General features: G+C 61.9%; 24 protein-coding genes. 13 read left to right on the forward strand and 11 right to left on the reverse strand.

What is annotated here, in order from left to right; translation table 11 throughout:
• Nucleotides 1-23: 23 nt before the first annotated feature.
• A complete protein-coding gene (locus tag KIH45_RS13790) occupies nt 24-245 on the reverse strand; it encodes a DUF2171 domain-containing protein (protein WP_213176618.1) in 222 nt (73 codons plus the stop codon).
• Between the two features lie 151 nt (nt 246-396).
• The gene (locus KIH45_RS13795) at nt 397-570 is read right to left on the reverse strand and encodes a hypothetical protein (protein WP_213176619.1); all 174 of its coding nucleotides are present in this window, start codon (nt 568-570) and stop codon (nt 397-399) included.
• A 234-nt stretch (nt 571-804) separates the two neighbouring features.
• Between KIH45_RS13795 and KIH45_RS13800 the strand changes: the two genes are divergently transcribed.
• Nucleotides 805-1,200 (forward strand): PepSY domain-containing protein, encoded by a 396-nt coding sequence (locus KIH45_RS13800; RefSeq protein ID WP_213176620.1) that lies wholly within the window; start codon nt 805-807, stop codon nt 1,198-1,200.
• Between the two features lie 118 nt (nt 1,201-1,318).
• On the opposite strand, the gene KIH45_RS13805 is transcribed toward KIH45_RS13800, so the two are convergent.
• Nucleotides 1,319-1,576: a DUF2171 domain-containing protein gene (locus KIH45_RS13805; RefSeq protein ID WP_213176621.1), complete on the reverse strand. Its 258-nt coding sequence runs from the start codon at nt 1,574-1,576 to the stop codon at nt 1,319-1,321.
• 389 nt (nt 1,577-1,965) lie between these two features.
• On the opposite strand from KIH45_RS13805, the gene KIH45_RS13810 reads away from it, so the two are divergent.
• The 3 genes from KIH45_RS13810 (at nt 1,966) to KIH45_RS13820 (ending at nt 4,272) form a co-directional block, all read left to right on the forward strand.
• Entirely contained in the window at nt 1,966-3,018 is a 1,053-nt protein-coding gene (locus KIH45_RS13810) for a ribonucleotide-diphosphate reductase subunit beta (RefSeq protein ID WP_213176622.1), read from the forward strand.
• Between the two features lie 5 nt (nt 3,019-3,023).
• Nucleotides 3,024-3,866, forward strand: coding sequence for a DUF4393 domain-containing protein (locus tag KIH45_RS13815; protein ID WP_213176623.1), 843 nt, complete (start codon nt 3,024-3,026; stop codon nt 3,864-3,866).
• Between the two features lie 112 nt (nt 3,867-3,978).
• Nucleotides 3,979-4,272: a hypothetical protein gene (locus KIH45_RS13820; RefSeq protein WP_213176624.1), complete on the forward strand. Its 294-nt coding sequence runs from the start codon at nt 3,979-3,981 to the stop codon at nt 4,270-4,272.
• 268 nt (nt 4,273-4,540) lie between these two features.
• Here the strand turns inward: KIH45_RS13820 and ppk2 are convergent, their stop codons facing one another.
• On the reverse strand, nt 4,541-5,314 hold the full coding sequence (ppk2, locus tag KIH45_RS13825; RefSeq protein WP_213176625.1) for a polyphosphate kinase 2: 774 nt from the start codon (nt 5,312-5,314) through the stop codon (nt 4,541-4,543).
• Between the two features lie 13 nt (nt 5,315-5,327).
• Nucleotides 5,328-5,732, reverse strand: a complete 405-nt coding sequence (locus KIH45_RS13830) for a hypothetical protein (RefSeq protein WP_213176626.1) — start codon at nt 5,730-5,732, stop codon at nt 5,328-5,330.
• Nucleotides 5,733-5,783: 51 nt separating this feature from the next.
• Between KIH45_RS13830 and KIH45_RS13835 the strand changes: the two genes are divergently transcribed.
• The 4 genes from KIH45_RS13835 to KIH45_RS13850 all read left to right on the forward strand — a co-directional run bounded on the left by KIH45_RS13835 (nt 5,784) and on the right by KIH45_RS13850 (nt 9,405).
• Entirely contained in the window at nt 5,784-5,933 is a 150-nt protein-coding gene (locus tag KIH45_RS13835; protein ID WP_213176627.1) for a hypothetical protein, read from the forward strand.
• Between the two features lie 81 nt (nt 5,934-6,014).
• Nucleotides 6,015-7,667 carry a lysine--tRNA ligase gene (locus KIH45_RS13840; protein ID WP_225899923.1) on the forward strand — a complete coding sequence of 551 codons (1,653 nt, stop codon included), beginning with the start codon at nt 6,015-6,017 and terminating at the stop codon, nt 7,665-7,667.
• A gap of 34 nt (nt 7,668-7,701) precedes the next feature.
• Nucleotides 7,702-8,094, forward strand: a complete 393-nt coding sequence (locus KIH45_RS13845; protein WP_213176628.1) for a metallopeptidase family protein — start codon at nt 7,702-7,704, stop codon at nt 8,092-8,094.
• Nucleotides 8,095-8,169: 75 nt separating this feature from the next.
• Entirely contained in the window at nt 8,170-9,405 is a 1,236-nt protein-coding gene (locus KIH45_RS13850) for an MFS transporter (RefSeq protein WP_213176629.1), read from the forward strand.
• Here KIH45_RS13850 and KIH45_RS13855 read toward each other — a convergent pair.
• The gene (locus tag KIH45_RS13855) at nt 9,388-11,364 is read right to left on the reverse strand and encodes a tetratricopeptide repeat-containing sulfotransferase family protein (RefSeq protein ID WP_225899924.1); all 1,977 of its coding nucleotides are present in this window, start codon (nt 11,362-11,364) and stop codon (nt 9,388-9,390) included. The genes KIH45_RS13850 and KIH45_RS13855 overlap by 18 nt on opposite strands.
• 80 nt (nt 11,365-11,444) lie before the next feature.
• Nucleotides 11,445-14,105 carry a TonB-dependent receptor gene (locus KIH45_RS13860; protein WP_213176630.1) on the reverse strand — a complete coding sequence of 887 codons (2,661 nt, stop codon included), beginning with the start codon at nt 14,103-14,105 and terminating at the stop codon, nt 11,445-11,447.
• Nucleotides 14,106-14,499: 394 nt separating this feature from the next.
• Between KIH45_RS13860 and KIH45_RS13865 the strand changes: the two genes are divergently transcribed.
• Nucleotides 14,500-16,041 (forward strand): BCCT family transporter, encoded by a 1,542-nt coding sequence (locus KIH45_RS13865; RefSeq protein ID WP_213176631.1) that lies wholly within the window; start codon nt 14,500-14,502, stop codon nt 16,039-16,041.
• Here the strand turns inward: KIH45_RS13865 and KIH45_RS13870 are convergent.
• The 3 genes from KIH45_RS13870 to KIH45_RS13880 all read right to left on the reverse strand — a co-directional run bounded on the left by KIH45_RS13870 (nt 16,038) and on the right by KIH45_RS13880 (nt 19,399).
• Nucleotides 16,038-16,796, reverse strand: a complete 759-nt coding sequence (locus KIH45_RS13870) for a glucose 1-dehydrogenase (protein WP_213176632.1) — start codon at nt 16,794-16,796, stop codon at nt 16,038-16,040. The two genes, KIH45_RS13865 and KIH45_RS13870, sit on opposite strands and share 4 nt — an antisense overlap.
• Entirely contained in the window at nt 16,793-18,742 is a 1,950-nt protein-coding gene (locus KIH45_RS13875) for an outer membrane protein assembly factor BamB family protein (RefSeq protein ID WP_213176633.1), read from the reverse strand. The genes KIH45_RS13870 and KIH45_RS13875 overlap by 4 nt, the downstream gene beginning before the upstream one ends.
• A 153-nt stretch (nt 18,743-18,895) precedes the next feature.
• Complete coding sequence (locus tag KIH45_RS13880; protein WP_213176634.1) at nt 18,896-19,399, reverse strand: energy transducer TonB; 504 nt, start codon at nt 19,397-19,399, stop codon at nt 18,896-18,898.
• Nucleotides 19,400-19,762: 363 nt separating this feature from the next.
• Here KIH45_RS13880 and putP point away from each other — a divergent pair, with 363 nt between their 5' ends.
• Nucleotides 19,763-21,238 (forward strand): sodium/proline symporter PutP, encoded by a 1,476-nt coding sequence (gene putP, locus KIH45_RS13885; protein ID WP_213176635.1) that lies wholly within the window; start codon nt 19,763-19,765, stop codon nt 21,236-21,238.
• Here the strand turns inward: putP and KIH45_RS13890 are convergent, their stop codons facing one another.
• Nucleotides 21,239-22,372, reverse strand: coding sequence for a glycoside hydrolase family 68 protein (locus tag KIH45_RS13890; RefSeq protein WP_213176636.1), 1,134 nt, complete (start codon nt 22,370-22,372; stop codon nt 21,239-21,241).
• 140 nt (nt 22,373-22,512) lie between these two features.
• Between KIH45_RS13890 and KIH45_RS13895 the strand changes: the two genes are divergently transcribed.
• The 3 genes from KIH45_RS13895 to KIH45_RS13905 all read left to right on the forward strand — a co-directional run bounded on the left by KIH45_RS13895 (nt 22,513) and on the right by KIH45_RS13905 (nt 24,765).
• Nucleotides 22,513-23,199 carry a TetR/AcrR family transcriptional regulator gene (locus KIH45_RS13895; RefSeq protein WP_213176637.1) on the forward strand — a complete coding sequence of 229 codons (687 nt, stop codon included), beginning with the start codon at nt 22,513-22,515 and terminating at the stop codon, nt 23,197-23,199.
• Nucleotides 23,200-23,473: 274 nt separating this feature from the next.
• Complete coding sequence (locus KIH45_RS13900) at nt 23,474-23,998, forward strand: nuclear transport factor 2 family protein (protein ID WP_213176638.1); 525 nt, start codon at nt 23,474-23,476, stop codon at nt 23,996-23,998.
• 14 nt (nt 23,999-24,012) lie between these two features.
• Complete coding sequence (locus tag KIH45_RS13905; protein WP_213176639.1) at nt 24,013-24,765, forward strand: SDR family NAD(P)-dependent oxidoreductase; 753 nt, start codon at nt 24,013-24,015, stop codon at nt 24,763-24,765.
• Nucleotides 24,766-24,768 lie beyond the last annotated feature (3 nt).

The following is a 24,768-nucleotide window of genomic DNA, read 5'->3' on the forward strand; positions in this document are numbered from 1 at the left end:
GCGGGCTTTTTACTGGTTTCCTGTCATGCGACGCCTTCGGGGATGGTCGCCGCCGCCTTCAGGTAGATGCGGTTGTCATCGATGCGGTCGATGTCGTCGAGCGACAGGAAGTGGTGCATGTTGTCGCTTGAATCGGACTTCGTCAGCTTGATGCGTTCGTCCTCGACTTCGTCGACCGTACCGATGTGCTGGCCGTTGATGTCGGTGACTTCCATGTGCTCCTTGATGCGCAGATTCTCGAACATAAGATCTCCTATCTGTTTGTATTTGTTATATTAACGGACAGATCGTCGATCGGGTCCACGCCTCGGCGCGCATGTGCAACGGCTTGTGGCGGGGTGGTCGTGGGGGGTGCCTGACTGGATGTTCGATCGGCTACGCTAAGGGGCGAACCGCTTACTTGACCGAGAGGTAGACGCCGCTCGGTTCAACCATCGAGACATCGTTCACGGTGTAGCCCTTCGAGCCGACAGTGAAGTCGTTGTCGTTCACGGTCTCGATGGCGCCCAGCGACTGACCGGCCGCGTCGAACACGGCCATTCCGCTTTTCACTCCGAGTTTCTCAAGCATGTCATTCATCCTTCTTCCTGGTCTCGTGCGTTTGCGATTACGCACGGTTGAAGATGACAGCCGGGATTGAACGATGCGCAAAAAAGGGTGGTTATTCCGATTCCGAAAATCATGGTTGCGGCGACGGTAACCACGCAAACCGATACAATCTGCGACAGTGCGATGGTTTATTGCGAATTCACCATGAAATAGGTGCCTGTCCCGATTCGAGAATTTTCATCAAAGGGACTCAAAATGCGTAAGTGGCACCGCTGGTTATCGGTCTTTTTCGGCGTATTCCTGCTCTGGATCGCGGTCACCGGCGTGTTGAGCCAGGTCGCGGTGCTGTGGCCGGCCAGCAATGTCGACCCCGCCGCGGCCGCCGCTGCACAGACGCCGCCGGCGGGCTTCGAGTGCCCCGAAGGTTGGCGCTGCATGCCCCCGCGCGTAGATGCGACCGGCATTCGCGGCATGGTCGGCCTGTTCCACCACCTGCATTCTGGCGAAACGTTCGGCCCCATCGGCACGGCCATCTCGGTCCTGTCTGGCCTTGCGATGATCTTCTTCAGCTTCTCGGGGATCTGGCTCTACGTCCAGATGTGGCGCAACCGTAAGAGCCGCCGCCTCAACCCGCGCTGGTTCTGGAAGTAATCGGGGTTCTGGAAGTAGCCCCAAATGAAAACCCCCTCGCCGCGGGTGCGGGGAGGGGGTGTTTCGCGAAGGCCGGTCAGCCTTCCGTTGGGTGGGGGCCCAATATGAGGTCAGGCCCTCAGGCCTCTTCCTCGAACAGTTCGGCGGCATTCGCGCCGGTTGCCGAGAGTCGCACCGTGTCGCCTTCCACCTCGGCGACGAGGCCGATCGGCAGGTAGTGGTGATGGCCGTGGTGGGTTTCCTGTTCGAAGCCCGCGCTGGTGCTGTCCTTGGTCAGCTTGATACGCTCGCCCTCGATACCGTCGACCTTGCCGACGGGCGCGCCGTCGGCGCCGATGACTGTCATGTGTTCCTTGATCTGGCTGGCAATGCTCATGTCATGCACTCCTTCCTAATAAGTGGATGGGTGACCGGCCGAGGGCAAAGGGGAACATACCCCCGGCCGGCTTGCAACATAAACGCACGGTCTGTGCGCCCCGTTCCGCCGGAAATGCCTGATTTCCGCCGCATTCCGCCTTTTCAGCGACCTTTCACGACGAGCGGCGCAATCACTGCGGCAGGCCGTTAACCATGCGCGACTCGGGCGCCATCTGGAAGGCGTAGGCGCAAGTCCCCATATCCAGAATGCGGGTGAAAACGCGTCGTGGATAACCGCCACCCCGCTGGGGAAAAGACGCTACCGGTACGTAACGGACCGGCGATGCCATGCTATATCTTGTGGCTCACCGTCAGAAATGACTCGCACCCTTACGGAGAAAACCGCCCATGTCGCTGCTCGAAGCCCGCAAGACCTACAAGCCGTTCGAGTACCCCTGGGCGTACGAGTTCTGGAAGCGCCAGCAGCAGGTCCACTGGATGCCCGAGGAAGTTCCTTTGGGCGAGGATTGTCGCGACTGGGCGCAGAAGCTGTCGGACCATGAACGCAACCTGCTGACGCAGATCTTCCGCTTCTTCACGCAGGCCGACGTCGAGGTGCAGGACTGCTACCACGAAAAGTACGGCCGCGTGTTCAAGCCGACCGAAGTGAAGATGATGCTGGCCTCGTTCTCCAACATGGAGACGATCCACATCGCCGCCTATTCGCATCTCCTCGATACGATCGGCATGCCGGAGAGCGAGTACGGCATGTTCCTCGAATATTCGGAGATGAAGGACAAGCACGACTACCTTCAGCAGTTCGGCGTCGACAACGACGAGGATATCGCACGCACGCTCGCCATGTTCGGCGGCTTTACCGAAGGGCTTCAGCTTTTCGCCAGCTTCGCGATGCTGATGAACTTCCCGCGCTTCAACAAGATGAAGGGCATGGGCCAGATCGTGTCGTGGTCGGTGCGCGACGAATCGCTGCACTGCGAAGGCATCACCCGCTTGTTCCACGCCTTCTGCGCCGAACGCGGCTGCCTGACCAAGGCGGTGAAGGAAGACATCATCGACACGTGCCAGAAAACGGTGCGCCTCGAAGACGCCTTCATCGACCTTGCCTTCGAACAGGGCCCTGTTCCGGGGATGAGCGCGAAGGAAATCAAGCGCTACATCCGCTACATCGCCGACTGGCGCCTGTCGCAGCTTGGCCTGCCCGAAATCTACATGATCGAGGAACACCCGCTGCCGTGGCTGACGCCGCTGTTGAACGGGGTGGAGCACGCGAACTTCTTCGAAACCCGCGCGACCGAGTATTCGAAGGGCGCGACCAAGGGCAATTGGCAGGACGTGTGGTCGAACTTCGACAGCCGCCGCAAGGCCGCCAAGGGCGAAGAAGCCAACGACGCCGAGGAAGACGGTCCGGGCCTGTTCGGGGATACCGAAGCGGCGGAGTGAGGTCAGTGGATTTAGTTTCAGCAGCTGGTGGCGTCTTTGTAGGGGCTAACGAGCTGCTGAAAGAAATCTATACCGATCTGGCTAAGCCGGGAGTGCTGCAGGTTGGAAAAGCGCTCGAGACCGTGCTTAGTCTCGTCAATCTGCCCTTGATACCGCTTCGTTTGATGAATGAAACGGCTCGGGTGTACGAGCAGCGTAAATTTGATGAGATCGCCGAACGATTTTCGAAGATACCTGCTGAAGATGTGATTGACGTTAGGCCAGAGATTGGCGTGCCAATCATTGAGGCTCTTTCTGCCACGGACGACGCCAATCTCCGTTCAATGTTTATCGAACTCTTGGCAAAGGCAGCCAATCGAAACGATGTTCAATTAGCGCATCCTAGTTTCTCTCGTATCATAGGGCAGCTATCTCCAGACGAAGCGGTAATGTTGAACTCATGGAAGGGGCGGGCTTACTTCCCACTCCTCACTCTTTCACAGAGTAAGGGTAAGGGGCAAAAAGAGCTTTCCAGCGGCGTAATTCACCTGCCGGATTCTGTGATTTTTCCAGATAACGCTCCGTTATATCTGGCAAATTTACAGTCTCAAGGTTTGATCAAATACGGAACGGAGCGATACATTCCTGAAGACGGCCAATATGATCAGTTATTGGCTGATCTACGTGCCACCTATCCGGACTTGAAAGATGGTTCGATGGCGGCGCAATTGCCTTGGGCAGGTCTCAAAATAGGTAATAAGACTCCGAGAGAGAACGCCGGCATCGCTGATGGCGACATGTTTTATCAAAAGGGAATGATCGAGCTGACCGCTCTCGGTCGTGGTTTTCAGAAGGCCTGTATCGTTTAAGGACGCGTAACGCGCCTCCCGTTCGTAATGTGCTACCCCTACCGTGACCCAAATCACGCGGCCCGACTCGGCACCCCGTGATATACCTCCGTCAGCAACACGGGGGATTGCCATGCTTACCATCACTGCCGCCGCCCTGCTTCTGATCGCGCCCGGGCCGCAGATCTCTGCCGATTCCGATACGCCGTCGCGCATCAAGGCCGATATTGCCGCATCGATGCGGCCGGTTTCCGTCTTTGCCGAGGGCGAGACGCGCCGCCGGCCCTATAACCGGCAGGAGGCGATGACGCTTCCGGTGCTGGCGGAAAAGAAGGTCCAGCTCGTCCGTCCGCTGACCCAGCCCAAGGCGGACGATGTGCAGCAGGCCAGCTATCTGACCAACACGATCTTCACCAATATCCGGTGAACCACGCTCGGCCCCGATGGGCCGGATGCGGCGCGCGCTAGTGGGGAAGCGCGCGCCGTTTTGCTTGACCTGAAAACCGTTTTCCTACTCGGGCCCGATCTGTCACGCGTGGCGATCGGCTCTTTTATCGTGTTCATCATGGTTGTCATTTGCGCGCAGGGTGTAACCCTGTCGCGCAAAGCCATAACCCGCGCATTTGCGCGGTGTTCGGCGTGAATGCAGTAGGTGACAGGGTGTAACCTTTGTCACCCGCGGCAATCTGGCAGGACTAGTCCCTGACGGGAAAATTCTCGATCGGGCGCAGGACCTTGAAATCCTCGGTCAGGGGATCGTGGTCCAGCGGGGTCCACTCGATCGCTTCCGGCTCGACATGGGTGTCGGGCAGGCGGTCCAGCAAGTGGCGCACCAGCGTCAGCCGCCCGCGCTTCTGGTCGTTGAAGTCCACCACCGTCCACGGTGCCCACGCCGTGTGCGTCTCGGCAAAGATCGTCTCTCGCGCGGCGGTATAGTCGGCATAGAGATCGCGGGCCGCAATGTCGGTGGGCGACAGTTTCCAGCGCTTCAGCGGATCGTCCAGCCGTTCCTTGAAGCGTTCCTCCTGCGCCTCCTGGCTGGCGGTGAGCCAGTACTTGAAGAGGCGGATGCCGTCATCGACCAGCATCTTTTCGAAGATCGGCGCGGCGCGCAGGAAGTGTTGTGCCTCCTCCTCGCTCGCCCAGCCCATGACCTTTTCGACACCGGCGCGGTTGTACCAGCTGCGGTCGAACAGCACGATCTCGCCCGCAGACGGCAGGTGGGCGACATAGCGCTGGAAATACCACTGCGTCTTTTCGTCCTCGCTGGGTTTGGGCAGGGCGGCGATGCGGCACTGGCGCGGGTTAAGGACCCCGTGGATCGCCTTGATTGCGCCGCCCTTGCCGGCGGTGTCGCGCCCTTCGAAGACGACGACGATCCTCTCGCCCTTCGCCTTCGCCCAACGCGCCATGCCGACGAGTTCGAGCGCCAGATCATCCAGCGCGTCCTCGTAGTCCTTCTTCTTCACGGAACGGTTCGCCCTATTGCGCCGTTACGACAGGCGAAATGGTCGCAATCGCATTCCCGCCGCAGCCCACGACGACGCTGGAATATTCCGGCAGGGCAGGCTTGATCTCAAGCCGCAGCGGTTGCCACCCGGCGGCCTGGTCCGACGGTTCGACGGAAAGCGAAACGCGCTGTCCCGGCGGCATCATGCGGTCGGTCGGCCCTGCGGCCAGCGTCGCGGTGGCCTTTTCGGGCAGAAGCGCCTCTCCCACCACGATCAGGGTCGGTGTCGCATCGGGGCCGGGCATGGCGTTCACCCACGCTTCCCACCCGCGCGTTTCGGTCGGGCAGACGGGAACGGCCATCGGCTCCCCGTCCTCTGCCGTGACGCATCCGGTCATCATCATGCCCCCCATCAAAACGATCAAACCCTTGCGCATCGTCGGCCTCCAAAGTTGCGGTAAGGGCAAAGGTAAGGACTTGCAGGTAAAATGACAGCCATGAAAAGTGCGACGATCATCAGGTTCCCGCTGGAACGCGTGCTGGCGCGGAGGCGAGAGGAGAGGATGTGGACTTTCCTGCCGCTGACGGCTCCGGCCCTGACGGCAGGGATCGCGGCTCTGGCTCTGGCCGTCAATTAAGGGGCCGCAAATGGGGCGAAAGCGCGGTTTGCGCCACGCCGCCTCTTGCGAAATGCCGCTTTCACGGCCAAGGCACGCGGCATGGAAACCGTGACCCAAGAACAGCTGCAGACCGCCGCCGCAACCTCCAAGGCCTGGCCCTTCCAGGAAGCCCAGCGGCTGGCCAAACGCTTCCCCGGCGGAAAGCGGGATGCCGATGGCAATCTCGTGCCGGTGCTGTTCGAAACCGGCTACGGCCCCTCGGGCCTGCCGCACATCGGGACGTTCCAGGAAGTCCTGCGCACCACGCTCGTCCGCCGCGCCTACGAAGTGCTGACCGGCGGGCACCCGACGCGATTGGTGGCGTTTTCGGACGATATGGATGGCCTTCGCAAGGTGCCGGACAACGTGCCGAACAAGGAGATGCTGACTGAACATCTCGGCTTCCCCCTGTCGCGCATTCCCGATCCCTTCGGCTCGAACGACAGCTTTGCGGGCCGCAACAACGCGATGCTGCGCGACTTCCTCGACCGCTTCGGGTTCGACTACGAATTCATCGCCGCCAGCGACCGTTACAATTCGGGCGAGTTCGATGATGCCCTGAAGAACGTCTTGCGCAACTACGACGCGATCATGGGCGTCATGCTGCCGACCCTGCGCGAAGAACGCCGCGCGACCTACTCGCCGATCCTGCCGATCAGCCCGACGACGGGCGTTGTCTTGCAGGTTCCGGTCAGCGTGGTCGATGCCGACAAGGGTCTCGTCAGCTTCAAGGACAGCGACGGGACGATCGTCACGCACTCGATCCTTGGCGGGCAGGCAAAGCTGCAGTGGAAGGTCGACTGGGCCATGCGCTGGGTCGCGCTGGGCGTCGATTACGAGATGTGCGGCAAGGACCTCACCGACAGCGTCACGCAGTCCGGCAAGATCGCCAAGATCCTCGGCGGGCGTAAGCCCGAGGGCATGATCTACGAACTATTCCTCGACGCGAACGGAGAGAAGATTTCGAAGTCCAAGGGCAACGGCCTGACGATCGAGGAATGGCTGACCTACGGCAGCGAGGAGAGCCTCGGCTTCTACCTCTTCCGCGAACCGAAGAGCGCTAAGCAGCTTCACGTCGGCATCATCCCGAAGGCGGTCGACGAATACTGGCAGTTCCGCGAGAAGATCCCCACGCAGCCGGTCGAGCAGCAGCTGGGCAATGCCGCGTGGCACCTGCTGGGCGCCAACGGCGGGCATGACGGCGCTCAGGTTCCCGGCGCGGGCGACAGCCTGCCGGTGACGTTCGGCCTTCTGCTGAACCTCGTCTCCGTGCTGGGCGCGGAAGCGACGCGTGAGCAGGTGTGGAATTACCTCGGCAACTACATCCACGACGCCGATCCGGCGGCTCATCCTGATCTCGACGTCTTGGTCGACAGGGCGCTGGCCTACAACCGCGATTTCGTCGCGCCGAACCTGGTGAAGCGCCCTCCTGCGGCGAACGAGATGAAGGCGCTCAATGCGCTGGATCGCGCGCTTGGCGGCTTCGATGACGATACTCCTGCCGAGGACCTGCAGACCGCGGTTTACGAAATCGGCAAGCGCGAGGAGTTCGAGTTCGAGAACCTGCGCGACTGGTTCCGAGCGCTGTATGAAACGCTGCTGGGGTCGAGCCAAGGGCCGCGCATGGGCAGCTTCATCGCGCTTTACGGCATCGAAAATACCCGCCGCCTCATCGCCAAGGCCATGATGCGTACGCAGCCGGAGCAGGCGTGACGCTGGCCGCCATCAGGCAAGGTATGCGCCCCTGATGGCGGGCCATGCGCCCGATGCCGCCATGTTCGAGCGGCTGGCGGTCGCGGCGCTGAACCGACTGCCCGAGCCATTTGCACAGCATCTTGCCGACATCGTCATCCGCGTGGAGGAATTTGCCGATCGCGAAACCCTCGACGCGCTGGGGATGGAGAGCGAGTGGGACCTGTCGGGGCTCTATCACGGCAACCCGCTGACTGAGCAGTCGGTCTGGCATTCCGGATCGATGCCGCCGCAAGTCACGCTTTACCGTCAGCCGTTGCTCGCAGAATGGTGCGAAACGGGCGTCACTCTGGAGGCGCTTGTCACCCATGTCGTGGTGCACGAAATCGGGCACCATTTCGGCCTTTCGGACGAAGACATGCACGCATTGGAAGATCAGGTTCGATAAGCCGTTTGCGACTGTCGTTCGGCAGCGTGCTACAAGGCTTGCGTGGACAGGGGGTGGATCAATAAGGGGCGCCCAATGATCGACCGCGTCTTTGCCATCAGGGGCCTTCTGCTCGCCGTTCTCGTGCTCATGGCGGGAAACGGGTTCATGCCCACTCTGCTTGCGATGCGCATGGAAGGCGCAGGCGCGGCGGCGCCTGTCGTCGGCCTTATGGCCAGTGCCTATTTCTTTGGACTGGTCGTCGGCTCGCTTACGCTGACCAATGTCATCAAGCAGGTTGGGCACATCCGCACGTTTGCGACCGTGGTGACGGTTCTTTCGTCGAGCACGCTGTTCTACTCGCTTTACCAGAACGCGGTATTGTGGAGCGTGCTGCGCCTGCTGGACGGGGTTTGCGTTGCAGGTGTCTTCATCTGCCTCGAAAGCTGGCTCAACCATCGTGCCGACGCGCAAAGCCGGGGCACGATCCTCGCGGCCTATATGATCGCGCTCTATTCGGGGCAGGCGGTGGGGCAATTCCTGCTGGGGCTCGACACCGGCCTGATGCTGCCATTCGTGGTGTCGTCGATGCTGGTTTCGCTGTCTTCGGTGCCGGTCCTGCTGACCAGGATCGACAGTCCGCCATTGCCGGACGACGGCGATCACCTTTCGCTCCCCGCGCTGTTTCGGACCTCTCCGCTGGGCACTGTGGGCGTCACGCTGACCGGCGTGATGATGGGGGCGTTCTATGGCCTTGGCGCGCTCTATGCGCGGCGCAGCGGGTTTGACTTGTCGGACGTCGCGCTGTTCGTATCGGTCGTGATTGCAGGCGGCGTCGCCTTGCAATGGCCACTGGGGCACCTGTCTGACCGGATGGACCGACGCCTCGTCATCGTCATGGTACTGGGCGGGATCTTGGTGGCCTCGCTGGTGCTGGCCCTGCTCACCGATCATTTCGTGATTTTCGGCATGGGCGCTCTGTTCGGCGGATTCGTATTTTCGCTCTATCCGCTCTGCGTCGCCCATGCGAACGACCGCCTGACCGCGGCAGAACAGTTGAGCGCCAGCAGCGTGCTGATCCTGCTCTATTCGGGCGGCGCGGCAGGCGGGCCCTTGCTGGGATCGGCCGCGATGGCGGCGTTCGGGCCACGCGGCCTGTTTCTGTTCATGGCCGCGCTGGGGACGATCGGCGTCGGCTTTGCACTGTGGCGCATGTACCGCTCCGACGCGGTGGCCGGCGAAGACCAGCAGCCCTACCAGATCCTGCCACGCACGACGCCCGCCGCAGCCGCGCTGGAGCCAGCATCACAAAGCTCAGACGAGGTCGCCTAGCGCGTCCTTCAGATCGCCAAGCCATGGTTCGAACGGCTTCCAGGCGTCCTGCCCGCTGCGGTTGATCGGCCGCCGAACCTGTTCCGAACTGGCAGTGCGAACGGCGCGGTCGGTGCGGTGGAAGTCGAGGCAGGCGTCCTCGAACGGCAGACCGAGATAGTCGAGCATCCGGCGGACCTGACCTTCCAGATCGTCGAGCACGTCTTCGTGCTGCACGCGCAAGACGCGGCCGGGCAGAACCCGGTCCCAGTGGTCCATCAACGCGACGTAATCGGCGTAGTAACGGCCGATCTCGGTCAATCCGTAAGTGAACTCCTGCCCTTCGGCGAACAGCTGCTTGAATCCGGAAAAGCAGCAATCCATCGGCGCGCGGCGCGCATCGATGATTTTCGCGTTAGGCAGGATGAGGTGGATCAGCCCGATATGGCGAAAGTTGTTCGGCATCTTGTCAATGAAGAACGGCGCGTCCTGCCGGTGGATGCGCGTACTTTCGATATAGCCGCGGCCCATCTTCTCAAGCTGCTCGGCGCTCAGGTCGTGCAGGACTTGCGGATAGAGGTTCTCCTCCGCCTTACGCCCGCGCAGCCGGTGGGCGAGTGCGAGGATGTCGGGCAGTTCGAGCGTACCGTCGACCATCGAATGCGAGGCCAGGATCTGTTCGAGCAGCGTCGAGCCCGCACGCGGTAGCCCGACGATGAAGATCGGGTCGGGCGCATCGTGGCCGTGGCCGGCGTGTTTCTCAAACAGGGCGGGGGTGCAGACCTCGGCCTGTTTGTGCAGTTCCTCGCTCATCCGGTCGGCACTGTAGCCGCTCTGCCGGTGTTTCAGCCGGTTACCTTCCTCGTAAAGCCGGAAAGCCTCGGCATGGTCCTTGCGGTCTTCCTCGGCCTTGGCGAGCGCGAAGAGGATGTGAACCCGGTCCATGAAGGCGAGGTCGGGGCGGGCGACCTGTTCGCGCATCGTGGCGATTTCGTCGTCGGTGAAGCGATAGGTCTTGAGGTTCGCCAGCGCATACCACGTGTCGCCATGCGCGGGGCTGGCGGCCAGCGCCGCGCGGTAGGAGGCGACGGCCTCGTCCTGCCGCCCGCACGTCTTCAGGGCATGGCCGCGAGAGGTCAGCGTGGCGGGGTCGGAGGGTAGCTTCTCCAGCACTGCGTCAAACAATTCGAAGGCGCGGTCGAAGTCGCCGGTCTGCATGGATTCGATGGCAAGATGCGACTGGAACAGCGGGTTTGCCGGATCGCGCTGGTACAGCTTCTCCGCCTCTTCACGCGCCCGCGCGTATTTCTGCCGCGCGCGCAGGACCTGCACGTAATCCAGCTGCAACGCCGCGTCCTCGGGTGCGAAGGCGACCGCGCTTTCCAGCAGAAATTCCGCATCGTCGAGGATACCCAGCCTGCGCCCGATTTCGGCCAGCAGGCGCATACCTTCCACATCACGCGGGTTGCGGCGCAGGTAATGGCGGCAAAGTTCCTCGGCGCGCAGCGGGCGGCCTTCGTGCAAGTGGTTGCTTGCCGCGATCAGTTCGCGCGGCATCGTGCGCAGCTTGTCCGCCTGGGCCTGCGCGCCCGCAGCCTCTCCGCGACGTCCGGCAAGTAAAAGCAGCTCGGCCTGCGCTCGCCAGCTTGCCTCCAGCGCGGGGTTGTAGCGGCAGGCGCGGGCATAGGCGGCAAGCGCGCGATCGTCCTCGCCTCGGGCGCGGGCGAGGTGGCCCTGTTCCTGCCATGCGCGGCCATATTCGGGGCTGAGCGCGATCAGGCTGGTAAGGTACGCCTCTGCATCCACAAAACGCTTGGCATAGCGCGCGGCAACGGCGGCGAGGTAGAGCGCCTCGGTATTCTCGGGCTCTGCCTGCAAGGCGGCCTGCGCGGCCAGCAGCCCTGCGTCGAAGCGTCCGTCTTTCAACGCGGCCTGCGCATCGCGCAGCGCGGTATCGATGTCGGGCATATCCGTCGTCATGCCAATCGCCTTGCCAGAAACGGGAAGCGGCGGGCAAGGCCAAGGCCCGCCCGCCGCTTCTTTGGCGCGTTACGCGTCGATCAGTAGTTGAACGATACGCGCATACCCACGGTGAGCGGGCGGTTCGTCGTGATACGGGCGCGATCGTAGTAGAAGCTGCCCGCGATTTCAGCGCGTTCGTCGGTCAGGTTCTCACCGAAGATCTCTGCCGACCACATGTCCGCAGTTACACCCGCCGACATGGCAAAGGTGGTGTAGCTGTCGAGCTTCAGCTTGTTGATCTCGATGATGTCCGTGTACTTCGACGCCGAGTGGATCATCTGCGGCATGACATGGGCCGTCAGGTCGTCCGACAGGTCCCATTCGTAACGCACGCGCAGGTTGCCCTGGAACTCGGGAGCATAGGCGAGCGGTTCGCCCTTGATCACGTCGTTCGTCGGGGTGAGCACGTCGGTGATCTCGGTGTCGAGGAACGAGACTGCACCGGCGACCGTCAGGCCCGGCACCGCGTAGGGTGCGAAGGTGAAGTCGCTTTCCAGACCCCAGATCTCTGCATCTGCCGCGTTGTCCGAGAAGAACAGGTTGGTGATGCTGGGATCGAAGATCGTGGTCTGCAGACGGGCGATGTCGACATAGAACGCGCTGCCGTTGAAACGGAACTGGCGATCGAACAGCTCGGTCTTCCAACCGATTTCGTAGTTCTTCACCTCGTCGGTATCGAGCTCGAACGGCACGGTGAAGCCCGCCCCGTTGCTGGCACCGCCCGGACGGTTCAGCAGGCCCGGACGATAGCCTTCCGAATAGGTGGCGTAGAACATCACGTCGTCGGCAGGGGTCAGCGTGACCGTACCCTTGACGATCGTGCCGCTGGCCTTCGCCTTGTCGGGCGCGGCAAGGGCGTTGAACACCTGCGTTGCCTGGGCCTGCGAAAGACCGGCCGCCATGATGTCGTCGATGCTGTCGCCGGCGTTGAACGTCTGGCGCAGGTCCGCGCTGCACGAACCGATGAAGGTGTACTGGCCGTCACCGTCGTAAAGGTCCGAGATGTTGGTGCCGAATGCGTCCGCATCGGTGCCGCCCGCGTTACAGAACGACGAGTTGGCCGAGCCTTCGAAGTCGACTTCGACGTCGTAGTAACGTGCACCCAGCGTGACGGTCAGCAGGTCTTCGACAACGTCGAAGCTGGCTTCACCGAACAGACCGAACTGTTCGTCGGTACGCTTCACGTCGTTGCGGAAGATCGTGCCGTAGGGGAACGGGCCCGCATCGGAGTTGTAGACGCCCGGGAACGGGTAGTTGTCGGCAAAGCCGCCGAACGGCTGGGCCAGTTCGCTGCCCGGATAGACGAAGTCGTTGCGTTCCTTCAGTTCGAGGTCCTGGTAGAAGACGCCGACAGTTGCGCGCAGGCGGTTGTCTTCCGGCGTGTTCACGCGGAATTCGTGGCTCATCACCTTGGTTTCGCCCTGCGAGGTGACGAACAGGTTCGGGGCCTGGCACGTACCGCTGGGCGCAGCATCACCCGGATAACTGACCGAACCGTCGCAAATGTAGTACGGCAGGTACTGACCGGCGAAGAGGTAGTCGGTGTAGTCGATCCGCTGCTGCGTTTCGCGATCGGTGTAGGCACCGGTGTAGATCACGTCGAGCATCGCGAGACGCCCTTCGAGCGTCCATGCCGTGTTCGAGAAATCGTCTTCCAGACGGTCATCCTCGAAACGCTGGATTTCCAGATCATCGAGGCCGTCGAGTTCCGGATCGGCGAAGAACACGCCGTCGGATTCGATCGACTGGCGCATGTGGCTGACGGTCAGCGTCCAGTCGTTGTTGAATTCATAGAGCGCGCCGACGCGGAAGCCGGTGTACTGCGTGTCGTTGAAATCTTCCTCGACCAGACCGGCGTTGTCGGCGGCAAGGAAGTTCACGCCCGAAAGATCAGACGTGCTCTGGAAACCGGCGCGAAGGTCGCTGACCGGAACGCCATTGGCGCGCACCGTGCCTGCGGGACGGAAGCGGGCACTTTCCTCAAGCGTCTGGGTGCCGGCCACGTTGTCAACGTAACCGCCCTGATCGTCCATGAAAGCAACCGCACGCAGAGCTAGCCGGTCGGTGACCGGGAAGTTCAGCATGACCTCTGCCTTGTAGCTGGTCTCGCCGCCCTTGGTGAACGAGGTCTCGCCCTTGGCCTTGGCGGCAAAGCCCGAAAGGCTCGGCTTGTTGGTGATCAGGCGAACGACACCTGCCTGCGACGATGCACCGAACAGAGTGCCCTGCGGCCCGCCCAGCACTTCGATACGGGCAAGGTCGGCGGCGTAAACGTCGAGGTTACGGCCCGGCTGCGCCAGCGGCTGTTCGTCGAGGTACATCGCGACGTTGGGGGCAAGACCTGCAACGCCAGCGGTGGTCAGGTTCGGCGTGGTGGAAGCAAGACCACGAATGTAGATCGTGCTCTGCCCCGGGCCGCTGCCGCCCGCGGTAACGCTGGGCAGCTGGTCGAGGTAGTCCGCGAACGTGTCGACGCCGAGGTTGTCCAGTTCGTCCTCGCCAAGGGCGTTGACCGAAACGGCCACGTCCTGAAGGCTTTCGGTGCGCTTCGTCGCGGTCACCACGATTACGTTGAGGCCACCCTGACGCTCTGCGGTCTGGTTTGCAGTGTTCTGGGTCTGCGCGTCCTGCGCATGGGCGGGTATGGCGATCGCCATGGCCAGCGCGCCGAGGGAGGCGCCGCGGCTGAACTTCGTCATCTGGTATTCCCCTGCTGGTTCCTGTTTGTCGCAATAGGCGAACCGGGCCGGTCCGCGCGGGGGCGAGAACGTCAACGCGGTGAAGCGCGATCTGCAACAAAACGCAGAGTATGCCTTACGATGAAGGCGGGAGTCCTTAGCCCTTGCGAGCCGTCTAGATACGCTTTCAAACGTTTGCCACCGGCAGGGGAACAAATCCGGCCAATAAACATATTGGCGTTGCATAAACACAACACGCCGCATATTCGACAGGCGAGAAGCGCGAATGTCAGGCGGTGCCATGTCGCAACAGTAGTGATACTTTCGTATCACTGGCGATCTGTGTGTCATGGCAATTCTTTTGTATGATATTTGTAAGTAAATATCGAATTTTTACCTTTGGGAGCATTGCCTAGTGGCAAGTCAACCGGGCGGATCGGGCAGTTCCGACAACTTCAAGCCGACAGTCTTCTTCGGCGCGATCGGACTTATTGGCATTTTGATACTGTTCGCGGTGCTGAACGCCGGGGCTGCTGGCGCAGGATTTGGCGCGGTCCAGTCCTATGTAACCCACAGTTTTGGCTGGTTTCTCGTCCTGACCGTCAACATCCTGCTGGTCGCGGCTGTCTGGCTTGCAGTTTCCCGTGCGGGCGATGTGCGGCTGGGCGGCAAGGGGGCCAAGCCGCATTACAGCATGCTCACCTGGTTCTCGATGCTGTTCAGCGCGGGGATGGGCATCGGCCTGCTGTTCTACGGCGTGGCAGAGCCTGTCATGCACTTTTCCAACCCGCCGGTTTCGGCCTTTTCTAACCCGGACGCGGCCCTGCCGCGGGGCCTTGCTGGCAATGCGCAGCACGCGATGGGCCTGACATTCCTGCACTGGGGCCTGCACGCTTGGGCGATCTATGCGATCATCGGGCTGTCGCTGGCGTACATCGCCTATAACCGGAACCTCACCCTTTCGATCGGTTCGTTCCTGCAGGAGGCTTTTCCGCGCGTTCCGGGCTGGTTGGTCGACGTCATCGACGTTCTGGCCATCACCGCCACCGTCTGCGGCGTTGCCGCGTCGCTCGGTTTCGGTTCGGCGCAGATCAATGCGGGTCTGAACCTGCTGGTCGGCCTTCCCGAAGGCGGCATGATCCAGGCGATCCTGATTGCAGTCATCACGGGACTGGCCACGCTTTCCGTTGCACTCGGCCTCGACAAGGGCATCCGCAGACTTTCCGAAATGAACATGTCGCTGGCCGTCCTGTTGGCGGCTTTCGTGTTCATCGCCGGGCCGACGGTATTCCTGCTCGACGCCTTCGTGCAGAACATCGGCTACTATTTTCAGCGCTTCATTTACCTGTCGACGTGGACGGAAACCTACACGCCGGGCGATTGGCAGAGCGGGTGGACGATCTTCTACTACGCGTGGTGGATCAGCTGGTCGCCCTTCGTGGGCATCTTCATCGCGCGCATTTCCTATGGCCGCACGATCCGCGAATTCATCAGCGGCGTGCTGCTGGTGCCGACCTTGTTCACGTTCCTTTGGATGACGATCTTCGGCGACAGCGCCTTGCACATCGAACTGTTCGGCGCAGGCGGCTTGTCCGAAGCGGTGAACGAATCGATGCCGGATGCCTTGTTCGCGTTTCTTGCGAACTATCCGCTGGCGCAGATCGCATCGGGTGCGGCGATCATCATCGTCGCGACCTTCTTCGTGACCTCGGCAGACTCCGGCGCGCTTGTCACCGCGATGATCGCATCGGGCGGTCACCAGCACGCAGGGTTCGTACCCCGCGTGACGTGGGCCATCGCGATTGGTGTGCTGGCCGGCGCGCTGCTCTGGTCGGGCGGCACTGACGCCTTGCAGACGGCCGCCATCGTGACGGGAATGCCCTTTGCGCTGGTGCTGCTGGCAATGGTGGCGGGCCTGCTGCGGATGGTCCGCCGCGAGATCCCGCCACAGGATTAAAGCGAGGAACCCCCGTCCAGGACGAATTCCGCACCAGTGGCGAACGAGCTTTCGTCGCTGGCGAGGTAAAGGCATAGCGCCGCCACCTCGTCCGGGCGGCCAATGCGGCCGATCGGATGGCTCGCCACCCATTGGGCGTAGAGCTTGTCGGGATCTTCCGACTGCTCAAGCACCTTGTCCAAAATGGGCGTGCGGATGACGCCCGGATGCACCGAGTTGCAGCGCATCTGGTATCCCGAATGCGCGTAGTGCAGCGCGATCGACTTGGTCATGTGCGTCACGCCGGCCTTCGCCGCATTATAGGCGACGAGGTAGTCGGCAGCCTTCATGCTCGCCATCGAGGCGATGTTGATGACCGATCCGCCATGTTTCTTCATCAGCGGCACGACGTGCTTGCAGCCGAGGAATACGCCCGCAAGGTCGACGTCCAGCTCATGCTTGAACGCATCCAGCGAGCAGGTTTCGACATTGCCGATCGTGGTGATGCCGGCGCAATTTACCAGCACGTCGCACCGCCCGTGGACGACCTCCATCGCGGCAAAGGCATCCACCCAGCGGTCTTCCTTCGTCACGTCGAGGGAGAGGAAGCTGGCGGCAGACCCCAGCTCTTCTACCAGGGCGCGTCCGGCCTCCTCGTCGATGTCGGCGGCCACGACGCTCGCCCCCTCGGCGACGAAGCGCCTGACGATGGCGTCGCCAAGGCCGGAGGCCGCGCCGGTAACCAGCGCGACCTTGCCTTCGATACGCCCGCTCATTCGCTGTCGGCGTCTTCCTTGACGCCATAAGCGAGGAACATATTGCCCGGCATCTTGCCCGAAAAACCGTATCCCGAAGTGATGAACAGCATGCCCTTGTGCGGCATCGGGGCCGAACCGCCCGAGAACGATCCGCCGCGGCCCTTTTCACCGTTCACGCCGGTATATTCGATTGTCGTGTCGATATCCCAAAGCACCTTGCCGTCCGCGGCGCTGTAGGCGCGAACGTGGCCGTCATTGGCCCCTGCAAAGACGAGATCGGGCGTGGCCGAGATCGCGCCTGAATAGCCGGGATAGCACGCCGTGCGACCTTCGCAGACATCTTCCGATGGGGTCTGCCAGACATATTCGCCGGTCGCGATATCCAGCGCATACATGCCCGGACGCGGATCCATGTCGTATTCCTGCCCATCGGGAACATCGGACACCGGCACGAAGAGAACGCCATCAACCGCGGCCAAGCCGAAGTGGATGCCGCCCACGATCCCGCCGCGGCCGACTTGCGTCTTCCAGACCATCTTCCCGGTATCGGGATCGACACCGAAGGCCGCTCCCGATTTCTGGCCCAGCAGGATCATGTCCTTGCCGTCCTTCGTCTTGGCGAGCACCGGGTTCACGCCGAAGTCGTAGTCGGGGCCGTCCTCTTCAGGGCAGTTGCCCTGATCGGCTTCCTCGCACGAGCCGTTCCAGGCATCGTTTTCGAACGCTTGGAAGTGCCAGTCGATATTGCCGGTTTCCATGTCGATCGCGACAAGCGAGTCGCTCATGTCAGTGGCAGGGCCGGTGTAGTTGTCGCCCGTCGCGACGTAGATGCGGCCACGTTCGACATCGATTGTCGGCGCCGACCAGATGGGCACGCCCGACGGGCCGATAAGATCATTGCCCCTGATGCCGGGCGCCCCTTCCTTCGGCTCTTCGATCAGATAGGTGCGCCACTTTTCCTCACCCGTCGCGGCATCAACCGCGATCAGCGATCCGCGGAACGTGCAGCAAGGATAGCCGGGAGTCGCAGCCGCGCCTTCCTCAAGCGAGGAGACCGGGATGTAGAGCACGCCGTCATGATAGGCCTGCGCACCGGTCAACGTGGTAGAAGAGTGATCGTCGGCGGAAATCTTCCAGACCTGCTTTCCGGTAAACGCCTCGACCGCATAGGCATTGCCCGTCACGTCGCCGAAGAATGCGAGCGGATTGGCGTCCGGATCGTCCTTGTCCCAGCTTTGCACCGTGATGCCTGTGCGCACTTCCGCATCGCTTTCGAAGGCCCAGCGCTGGCAGCCCGTTTCCTCGTCCAGCGCACGGACCTGGTTGTCCTGCCCGCCGAAGATCACCGCGCCGCCGACGAAAGCGGGCTGCGAACGAACGCGCGTCGCATTCGGGATGGCAAGCGCCCACTTCAACTCCAGATCGCCAACGTTGGTCGCATCGATCCCGGCCATGTCGGCGGGTACGAAATGCGTGTTGCCCGCGTCGACGCCCCAGAAGGGGTAGCTGGTCGGCGCCCCCAGATCGAAGCTGGCCTTTGCGCCCTCGCACTGCGGGACAGGCGTTGCTTGCGATGCGCCCATCGGGCGACCCGCGAGATATTCGGAAACGATCGTCTTCTCGCTATCGTCCAGCGCCGATGCCATCGGGGCCATCACGCCTGTCGTCAGCACCTTGTAGATCGCCTCTGGCGTCATCTGCTGGACGATGAGCTTGGCAGGCGCACGCGCAACACCGGAATCATGGCAAGCGGCGCAGTTTTCGGTCCAGATCTTGTCGCCCTGCTCGTTCGTTTCGGCAGGCAGCGAGCTAAGATCGCGGTAATTATCGGCGGCGACGCCCCGTTCTTCGCGAGGTGCGGCTTCCAGTCCGCTCCCGCCGAATGCAATCGCCGAAACAAGGGCGGCCGTACTTATGCCAAGCGCCCCTATGCGAAGCTTCTGCCTCGCAAGCCCAATACCCATCCCGTTTTCTCCCAGACAATTCACTAGTGGTCGTCTTGGATGCAGGAATGGACGGGCAGGGCAGGGCGGGTAAAGCTGTCCTTACTGCCAGAAATGCAAAAGAAAGGGGGCGGTTCAAAGCCGCCCCCGTCAACATTGCAATCTGACGCTGTCCTAGCCGGCTGGCCGCACGACAGACATTGCCACTACGGTGCGATCTTCTCCTGCAAGGCGTTGCAGGTGGCTGTCATGCACCTTCTCTGCAATCCTTTCATAGGCACGGTCGGTTTCGGCGAAAATGAAATCCGCCTGATAAAGCTGCCCCTCGCGGACATTCATCGGCAGCGGATGCATCGTCTTCAGATTGCGGACCGAACGCAGTGCAGCGCGGTCGATCCAGCCAGAGCGGGACTTGCGGACAAGCGCGATATCGGTCGGCTTCCCATCTTCATCGCAAGTGAACTGCACTTGCGCATAATCGCTGGGTATGGCGCGAGGCGAGGGCAAGCGCGTGCGTTCGAAAGTTGCGCTCAGGTCTTCGGAGATCTGGCTAATCCAGGCGGACATGCCGGGCTGAGCGGCGACGACGATTTCTTCGTCCTGCGCCATTGCAGACGGTGTCCAGACCATCATGGCACCTGCCATGATGCATGCGGTTGTTTTCGTGACGTAGTTCATCGGACCATCCTTTCATTGGATGGCCGGCCAACGGGCCAGTTGATTTATGCTGCGACCCTTGTTGTTCTTTCAAATGGACGAGTGGTCGGCCTGAAGCTGGCTTGTTCCCCCCAACTTCATGGCTGGACGATCTGCCCTTAGATGGCGGGTGTCAAAGGTTACATGGACAACTTTATTAAGTTGCAACTTGGGGTTTGGATGTGTCCCGTCTTCATTCTGATGAAAACTGGAAAAGCGATATTATTGCCCGGGCGTTGACATCTTTGTCAGCATCACCAAGCCAGATGGCCTGACGATGCACCTTTAGTACTTTCCTGCCGCCCCCTGTGGCCAAACGCGATTCGGTCCCCTAACTCGATGCGCATGGCTACAGGAACACTCATCTCCCTCACTCTCTATTTCGTGCTGATGCTGGGCATCGGCCTGTTCGCGTGGAAGAAGTCGACCGACAGTTCGGAAGGCTATCTGCTTGGCGGGCGTAACCTGCCTCCTGCCGTCGCGGCTCTGTCCGCGGGCGCGTCCGACATGTCGGGCTGGCTGCTGCTGGGCCTTCCCGGCGCGCTATATGCCAGCGGCCTTGTCGAGGCGTGGATCGGCATCGGTCTGTTCGTCGGCGCGCTGGCGAACTGGATCATCGTCGCGCCCCGACTCCGACAGCAGACGGTCGACTATGGCAATGCGCTGACGATCCCCGAATTCCTCGCCAACCGCTTTCCCGACCGCGCCATCGCGCTGCGCGTCGTTTCCGCCATCATCATCGTGCTGTTCTTCACGGTCTATACCGCGGCAGGCCTTGTCGGCGGCGGCAAGCTGTTCGTGTCGAGCTTTGCGGGCCTGTTCGGCGATACCGGCATGAGCGATTACATGACCGGCATCTGGCTGACCGCAGGTGTCGTGCTGGCCTATACGATGGTCGGCGGCTTCCTTGCCGTGTCGCTGACCGACTTCGTGCAGGGCTGCATCATGGTCGTCGCGCTCGTCCTCATGCCGGTCGTGGTGCTCACCAGCGACGGCGGCAGCGCCACAGTTGCCGAGGCCGTGCGCCAGGTCGATCCTGAATTCCTCTCGCTGTTCTCGGGCCTGACGGTCGTCGGCTTCCTGTCGGCAGTGACGTGGGGGCTCGGCTACTTCGGGCAGCCGCACATCATCGTACGCTTCATGGCGGTGAAGGAAGGCGGCGTGAAGACGGCGCGCAACATCGGCATGAGCTGGATGTTCGTGTCGCTGATCGGCGCGCTGGGCGTCGGCATCCTTGGCCGCGCGCATGTCGAGATCAACAACCTCGTCCTCGACGATCCGGAAACGATCTTCATCCTTCTGGCCGACACGCTGTTCCACCCGCTGATCACCGGCTTCCTGCTCGCCGCGCTTCTGGCCGCGATCATGAGCACGATCAGCTCGCAGCTTCTCGTCGCCTCGTCCTCGCTGACGGAGGATTTCTACCGCCTGTTCCTGCGCAAGACCGCGTCGGAGCGTGAGACGGTGAACGTGTCGCGTGTCTGCGTCCTGCTGGTGGCGCTTGCGGCCATCGGCATCGCGGCGGACCCGGAAAGCGAAGTCCTTGGCCTTGTGTCCAATGCATGGGCAGGGTTCGGTGCCGCCTTCGGGCCGCTGATCATCCTTGCACTGACGTGGGACAAGATGACGGGCACGGGCGCGGTTGCCGGTCTCGTCTCGGGCGCGCTGGTCGTGATCGCGTGGATCGCGCTTGGCCTCAACGCCAGCTTCCTTGGCGGGCCCGGTGTCTACGAGATCATCCCGGGCTTCATCGTATCGTGGCTGGCGATCGTCCTCGTCAGCCGCGCGACGGCTCCCAAGGAAGTTGCCCAGACAGCCTGATCAGGCGAGACGGGCGTTCGTCCCGTCAAGCTCGACGCGAAGGAAGGGCGCAAAGGTCCCGCCGAAATGCGCGCGGCCCTGCGGCTTTTCCTTCGCGTCGGGATCGCCGATTCCGCAGTAGTCGGCAAAGCTCATCACCCGCATGTCGGGCAGGACCCACCAGCTATAGGCCTGGAACGGTTCGTCCTGCGGATTGGCAAAGACCAGACCGTCGGAATTGAGCAGGGTCCACGGCCCCTCTATCCGATCGGCGACGGCCCCATACAGGCCGGTCGGCGCATTGACGCAACGATCGAAGACGGCTGCCTGCGTGGACCAGAACAAGTAGAGGCGGCCGTCCTCTTCCACGATGTGCGGACGTTCCAGCTCGTTGTTGAGGCCACTGGCATCGACCAGCGGGGGCAGGGGGCGATAGGTGCCAGATCCATCGGCCTCGGCCAGCCCGATCACGCCGTTGAAAGGCCCTGGCGATGCCTTTGCCGATCCTGTGAACAAGAGCATTTCGCGCCCGTCGGTCGTCGTCCACGCAAAGGGATCGCGAAACGCCTTTATCGTGCCGATCCCGCCGCCCGGGCGGTCCGCGCACATGTATGCGCCGGAGCCGGGGGGGAGCAGCTCTTTCAGCGGCTCCCACCCTGCGAATATCGCATCGCAGTTCGCCAACGCGCTGTACGTGCGTAGCAAGCGCTGGCGATTGGGTGATCCGTCCTTCCCGCGCTGGCCGGCTGCCGTGAAATAGAGCGCGACGCGCCCTGCTTCGATCCGCGCGCAGCCCGACCACTCGCGGGAACCGGGCGAGAAGCCCTCGGGAAGGGCGGGGCCCAGATGGCGAAATGACCCGCCCACGTGATGAAAGCAGTGGATGCGTGCCAGCCCGTGGCGCAATTCCGGATCGTCGTTGACGGGCGCGGCCAGCGCAAACCACAATTCGCCGCCGCGCCAAGCAACCGGCGCGCCCGATATGTCCGCCAGCGGCCATGCATCCCAGACGTCGAGATCAGCGCTGATCCGGACTAAGTCATGCACCCCGATCGCAGCGATCCGATCGAATTCGCGCCAGTTCAAAGTCGCGAAATCGTCTGCCGTCCAGCGCAGCGTGCAGATGTCCAGATCTAGGGTGTCCGCAAAGTGCATAAAAAGCGAATAATCAGCATGCAATCGTTTGTAAAACGCTAAACAGCGCTGATCTTGTACGTTTTTGCGTTATTTCCGGGTCATAGCGCCTCTGCACACGCAGGCTTTGCGCCGCGTCGCGCTTCGGCCATAGAGGTCAGATGGAACCGGTCGGAGAAGCAGCAGACGAAACAGCGGCGCAACGTGCGCTTACCCCGCGTCAGCGCGAACGCCGCGCCCGGATCCTGTCGACGACCTACTCGCTTCTGGCTGAACACGGCTACGACGGCGTTTCGATGAAGATGATCGCGAAGTCGGCGAAGGTCGCCGAACGCACGCTGTTCAACATTTATTCGTCCAAGGATCTTCTTATCGCGACGAGCGCGCGAGAGCGGTCGGACGGCATCATGTTGAGCATTGCCGACAATGCGGATGGGGGTGAGCTTGGTTACTTCTACTCGCTCGCCGACACGCTTGCTTATGAAACGCTGGCAGCCCCGGCGCTTGCCCGCGGGTTGGCAACAGTGCTGGTACGCTATCCGGACCTCGTCGGGCTGGGCGAAATCTACGAACGGCATGTCGGCGAAGTGCTAAAGGAATTTGCTGAGCGTGGCCGTATAGGGCCGGAAGTCGTGTCGATCATCTGCAACCTCTTTGCGATGCGGATCGTCAGCCTCATCACGCTTTGGTCGGGCGGCATGATTGGCGACGATGCCCTTAACCCGCAGATGCGGCTTGCCGTTTGCCAGGTGCTGGCGCCACACCTTGACGGTGATCTACAGGCCGAGGTCCTGGCAGAGGCGCGGGCTGCCGTGGCGCGGATCAGGACTCTCAAGACCTATCCATAATTGCAGTGCACTGTAATTTAAGTCTGTGAGACCTTTGCCATGCCCTCGAAGAAGGGCACCGCAAGGCGCCAGACAAAGACATGCCTTGCTGGTCACGGGAAAGGATCAGTCATGTCACTCACGACAGCAAAATTGCGCGTCCTTCCCGGACCGATCCCCAGTTTCAGCTTCCCTCGCATGGCCGTTTTCCTCCGAGCCATGCACGTTTGAACCTGGGCCGGCAGGCACCCACCCGCCTGCCGGCTCCGTTTTTACAGGATCACGGGAGAGACGCATGACCGACATCGAAAAGCTTCTTGCCAAGGACGCGATCCGCGATCTGGCGGCCCGATATATGCGCGGGCAGGACCGGCTCGACGCCGATCTGCAGATGGGCACGTTCTGGCCAGATTCGACGACCGATTATGGCATCTTCGTCGGCAGCGGCCCCGATTTCGTGCGCTTTGCGCAGGCGCTGCTGGTCGAACACATCGCCAACCAGCACCTTATCGGCCAGCACCTGATCTGGTTCGATGAAGACGATGCCGACATGGCCTATGGCGAGGTCTATTTCTACGCCTTCCACCGTATCATCGAGGATGGCGAGTCGATCGATATGACGATCTGCGGCCGCTACATCGACCGGTACGAACGCCGCGATGGCGAGTGGCGCTTTGCCCATCGTTCGGAAGTCAACGACTGGGCCCGCAAGGAACCTGCCGCCGACGCCTTCCTCAAGACCGATCTCGTCGACGCGCTGATCGGTCGCCACGACATGCAGGACCGCTCCTACGACCGCGAGTGGCTGAAGAACGCCTGAGAAACGGATACCACATGACCCAGAAGACCATCATCGTCACCGGCGCGGCCTCCGAAGCAGGACTGGGCTTTGCCACTGCCCGGATGCTGGCCCGCGAAGGGCACGCAATCTACCTGACCGACCTCGATGCAGACGCGGTCGAGGCGAGGTCGAGCGAGCTGCGCGCCGAAGGGCTGACGGCGACGGGCATGGTGCAGGACGTGACTGATGCTGCCGCCTGGACCGATCTGGTCGAGACGGTGAAGAAGGACACGGGCCGGATCGACGGGCTGGTCAACAACGCCGGCATCGCGGTGCTCCGCTACATGGCCGACCTCGAAGAGGCGAGCTGGGACAAACAGATCGATGTGAACCTGAAAAGCGTTTATCTGGGCTGCCGCGCGGTCCTGCCCGTCATGGAAGCGCAAGAAGCCGGTGCGATCGTCAACCTGTCATCGATCGCCGGTCTTGTCGGCATTGCCGGTACAGCCGCCTACGCAGCCAGCAAGGGTGGCGTCCGGTTGATGAGCAAGTCGATCGCGCTGGAAGTCGCGGCCAAAGGCATTCGCGTGAATACGGTGCACCCGGGCGTGATCTGGACCGACATGCAGAAGGTCGCCATTGCCGACAACCCCGACGGCTATGACGCAATCAACGCTTCTATCCCGATGAAGCACATGGGTGAACCTGACGACATTGCACACACCATCGCGTTCCTGCTGTCCGATGGCGCAAAATACATCACCGGCGCGGAATTCGTCGTCGATGGCGGCCTGACCGCCCAGTAAATG

This window comes from Croceicoccus gelatinilyticus, assembly GCF_018398395.1.
In the GTDB taxonomy this organism is placed as follows: Bacteria; Pseudomonadota; Alphaproteobacteria; order Sphingomonadales; family Sphingomonadaceae; genus Croceicoccus; species Croceicoccus gelatinilyticus.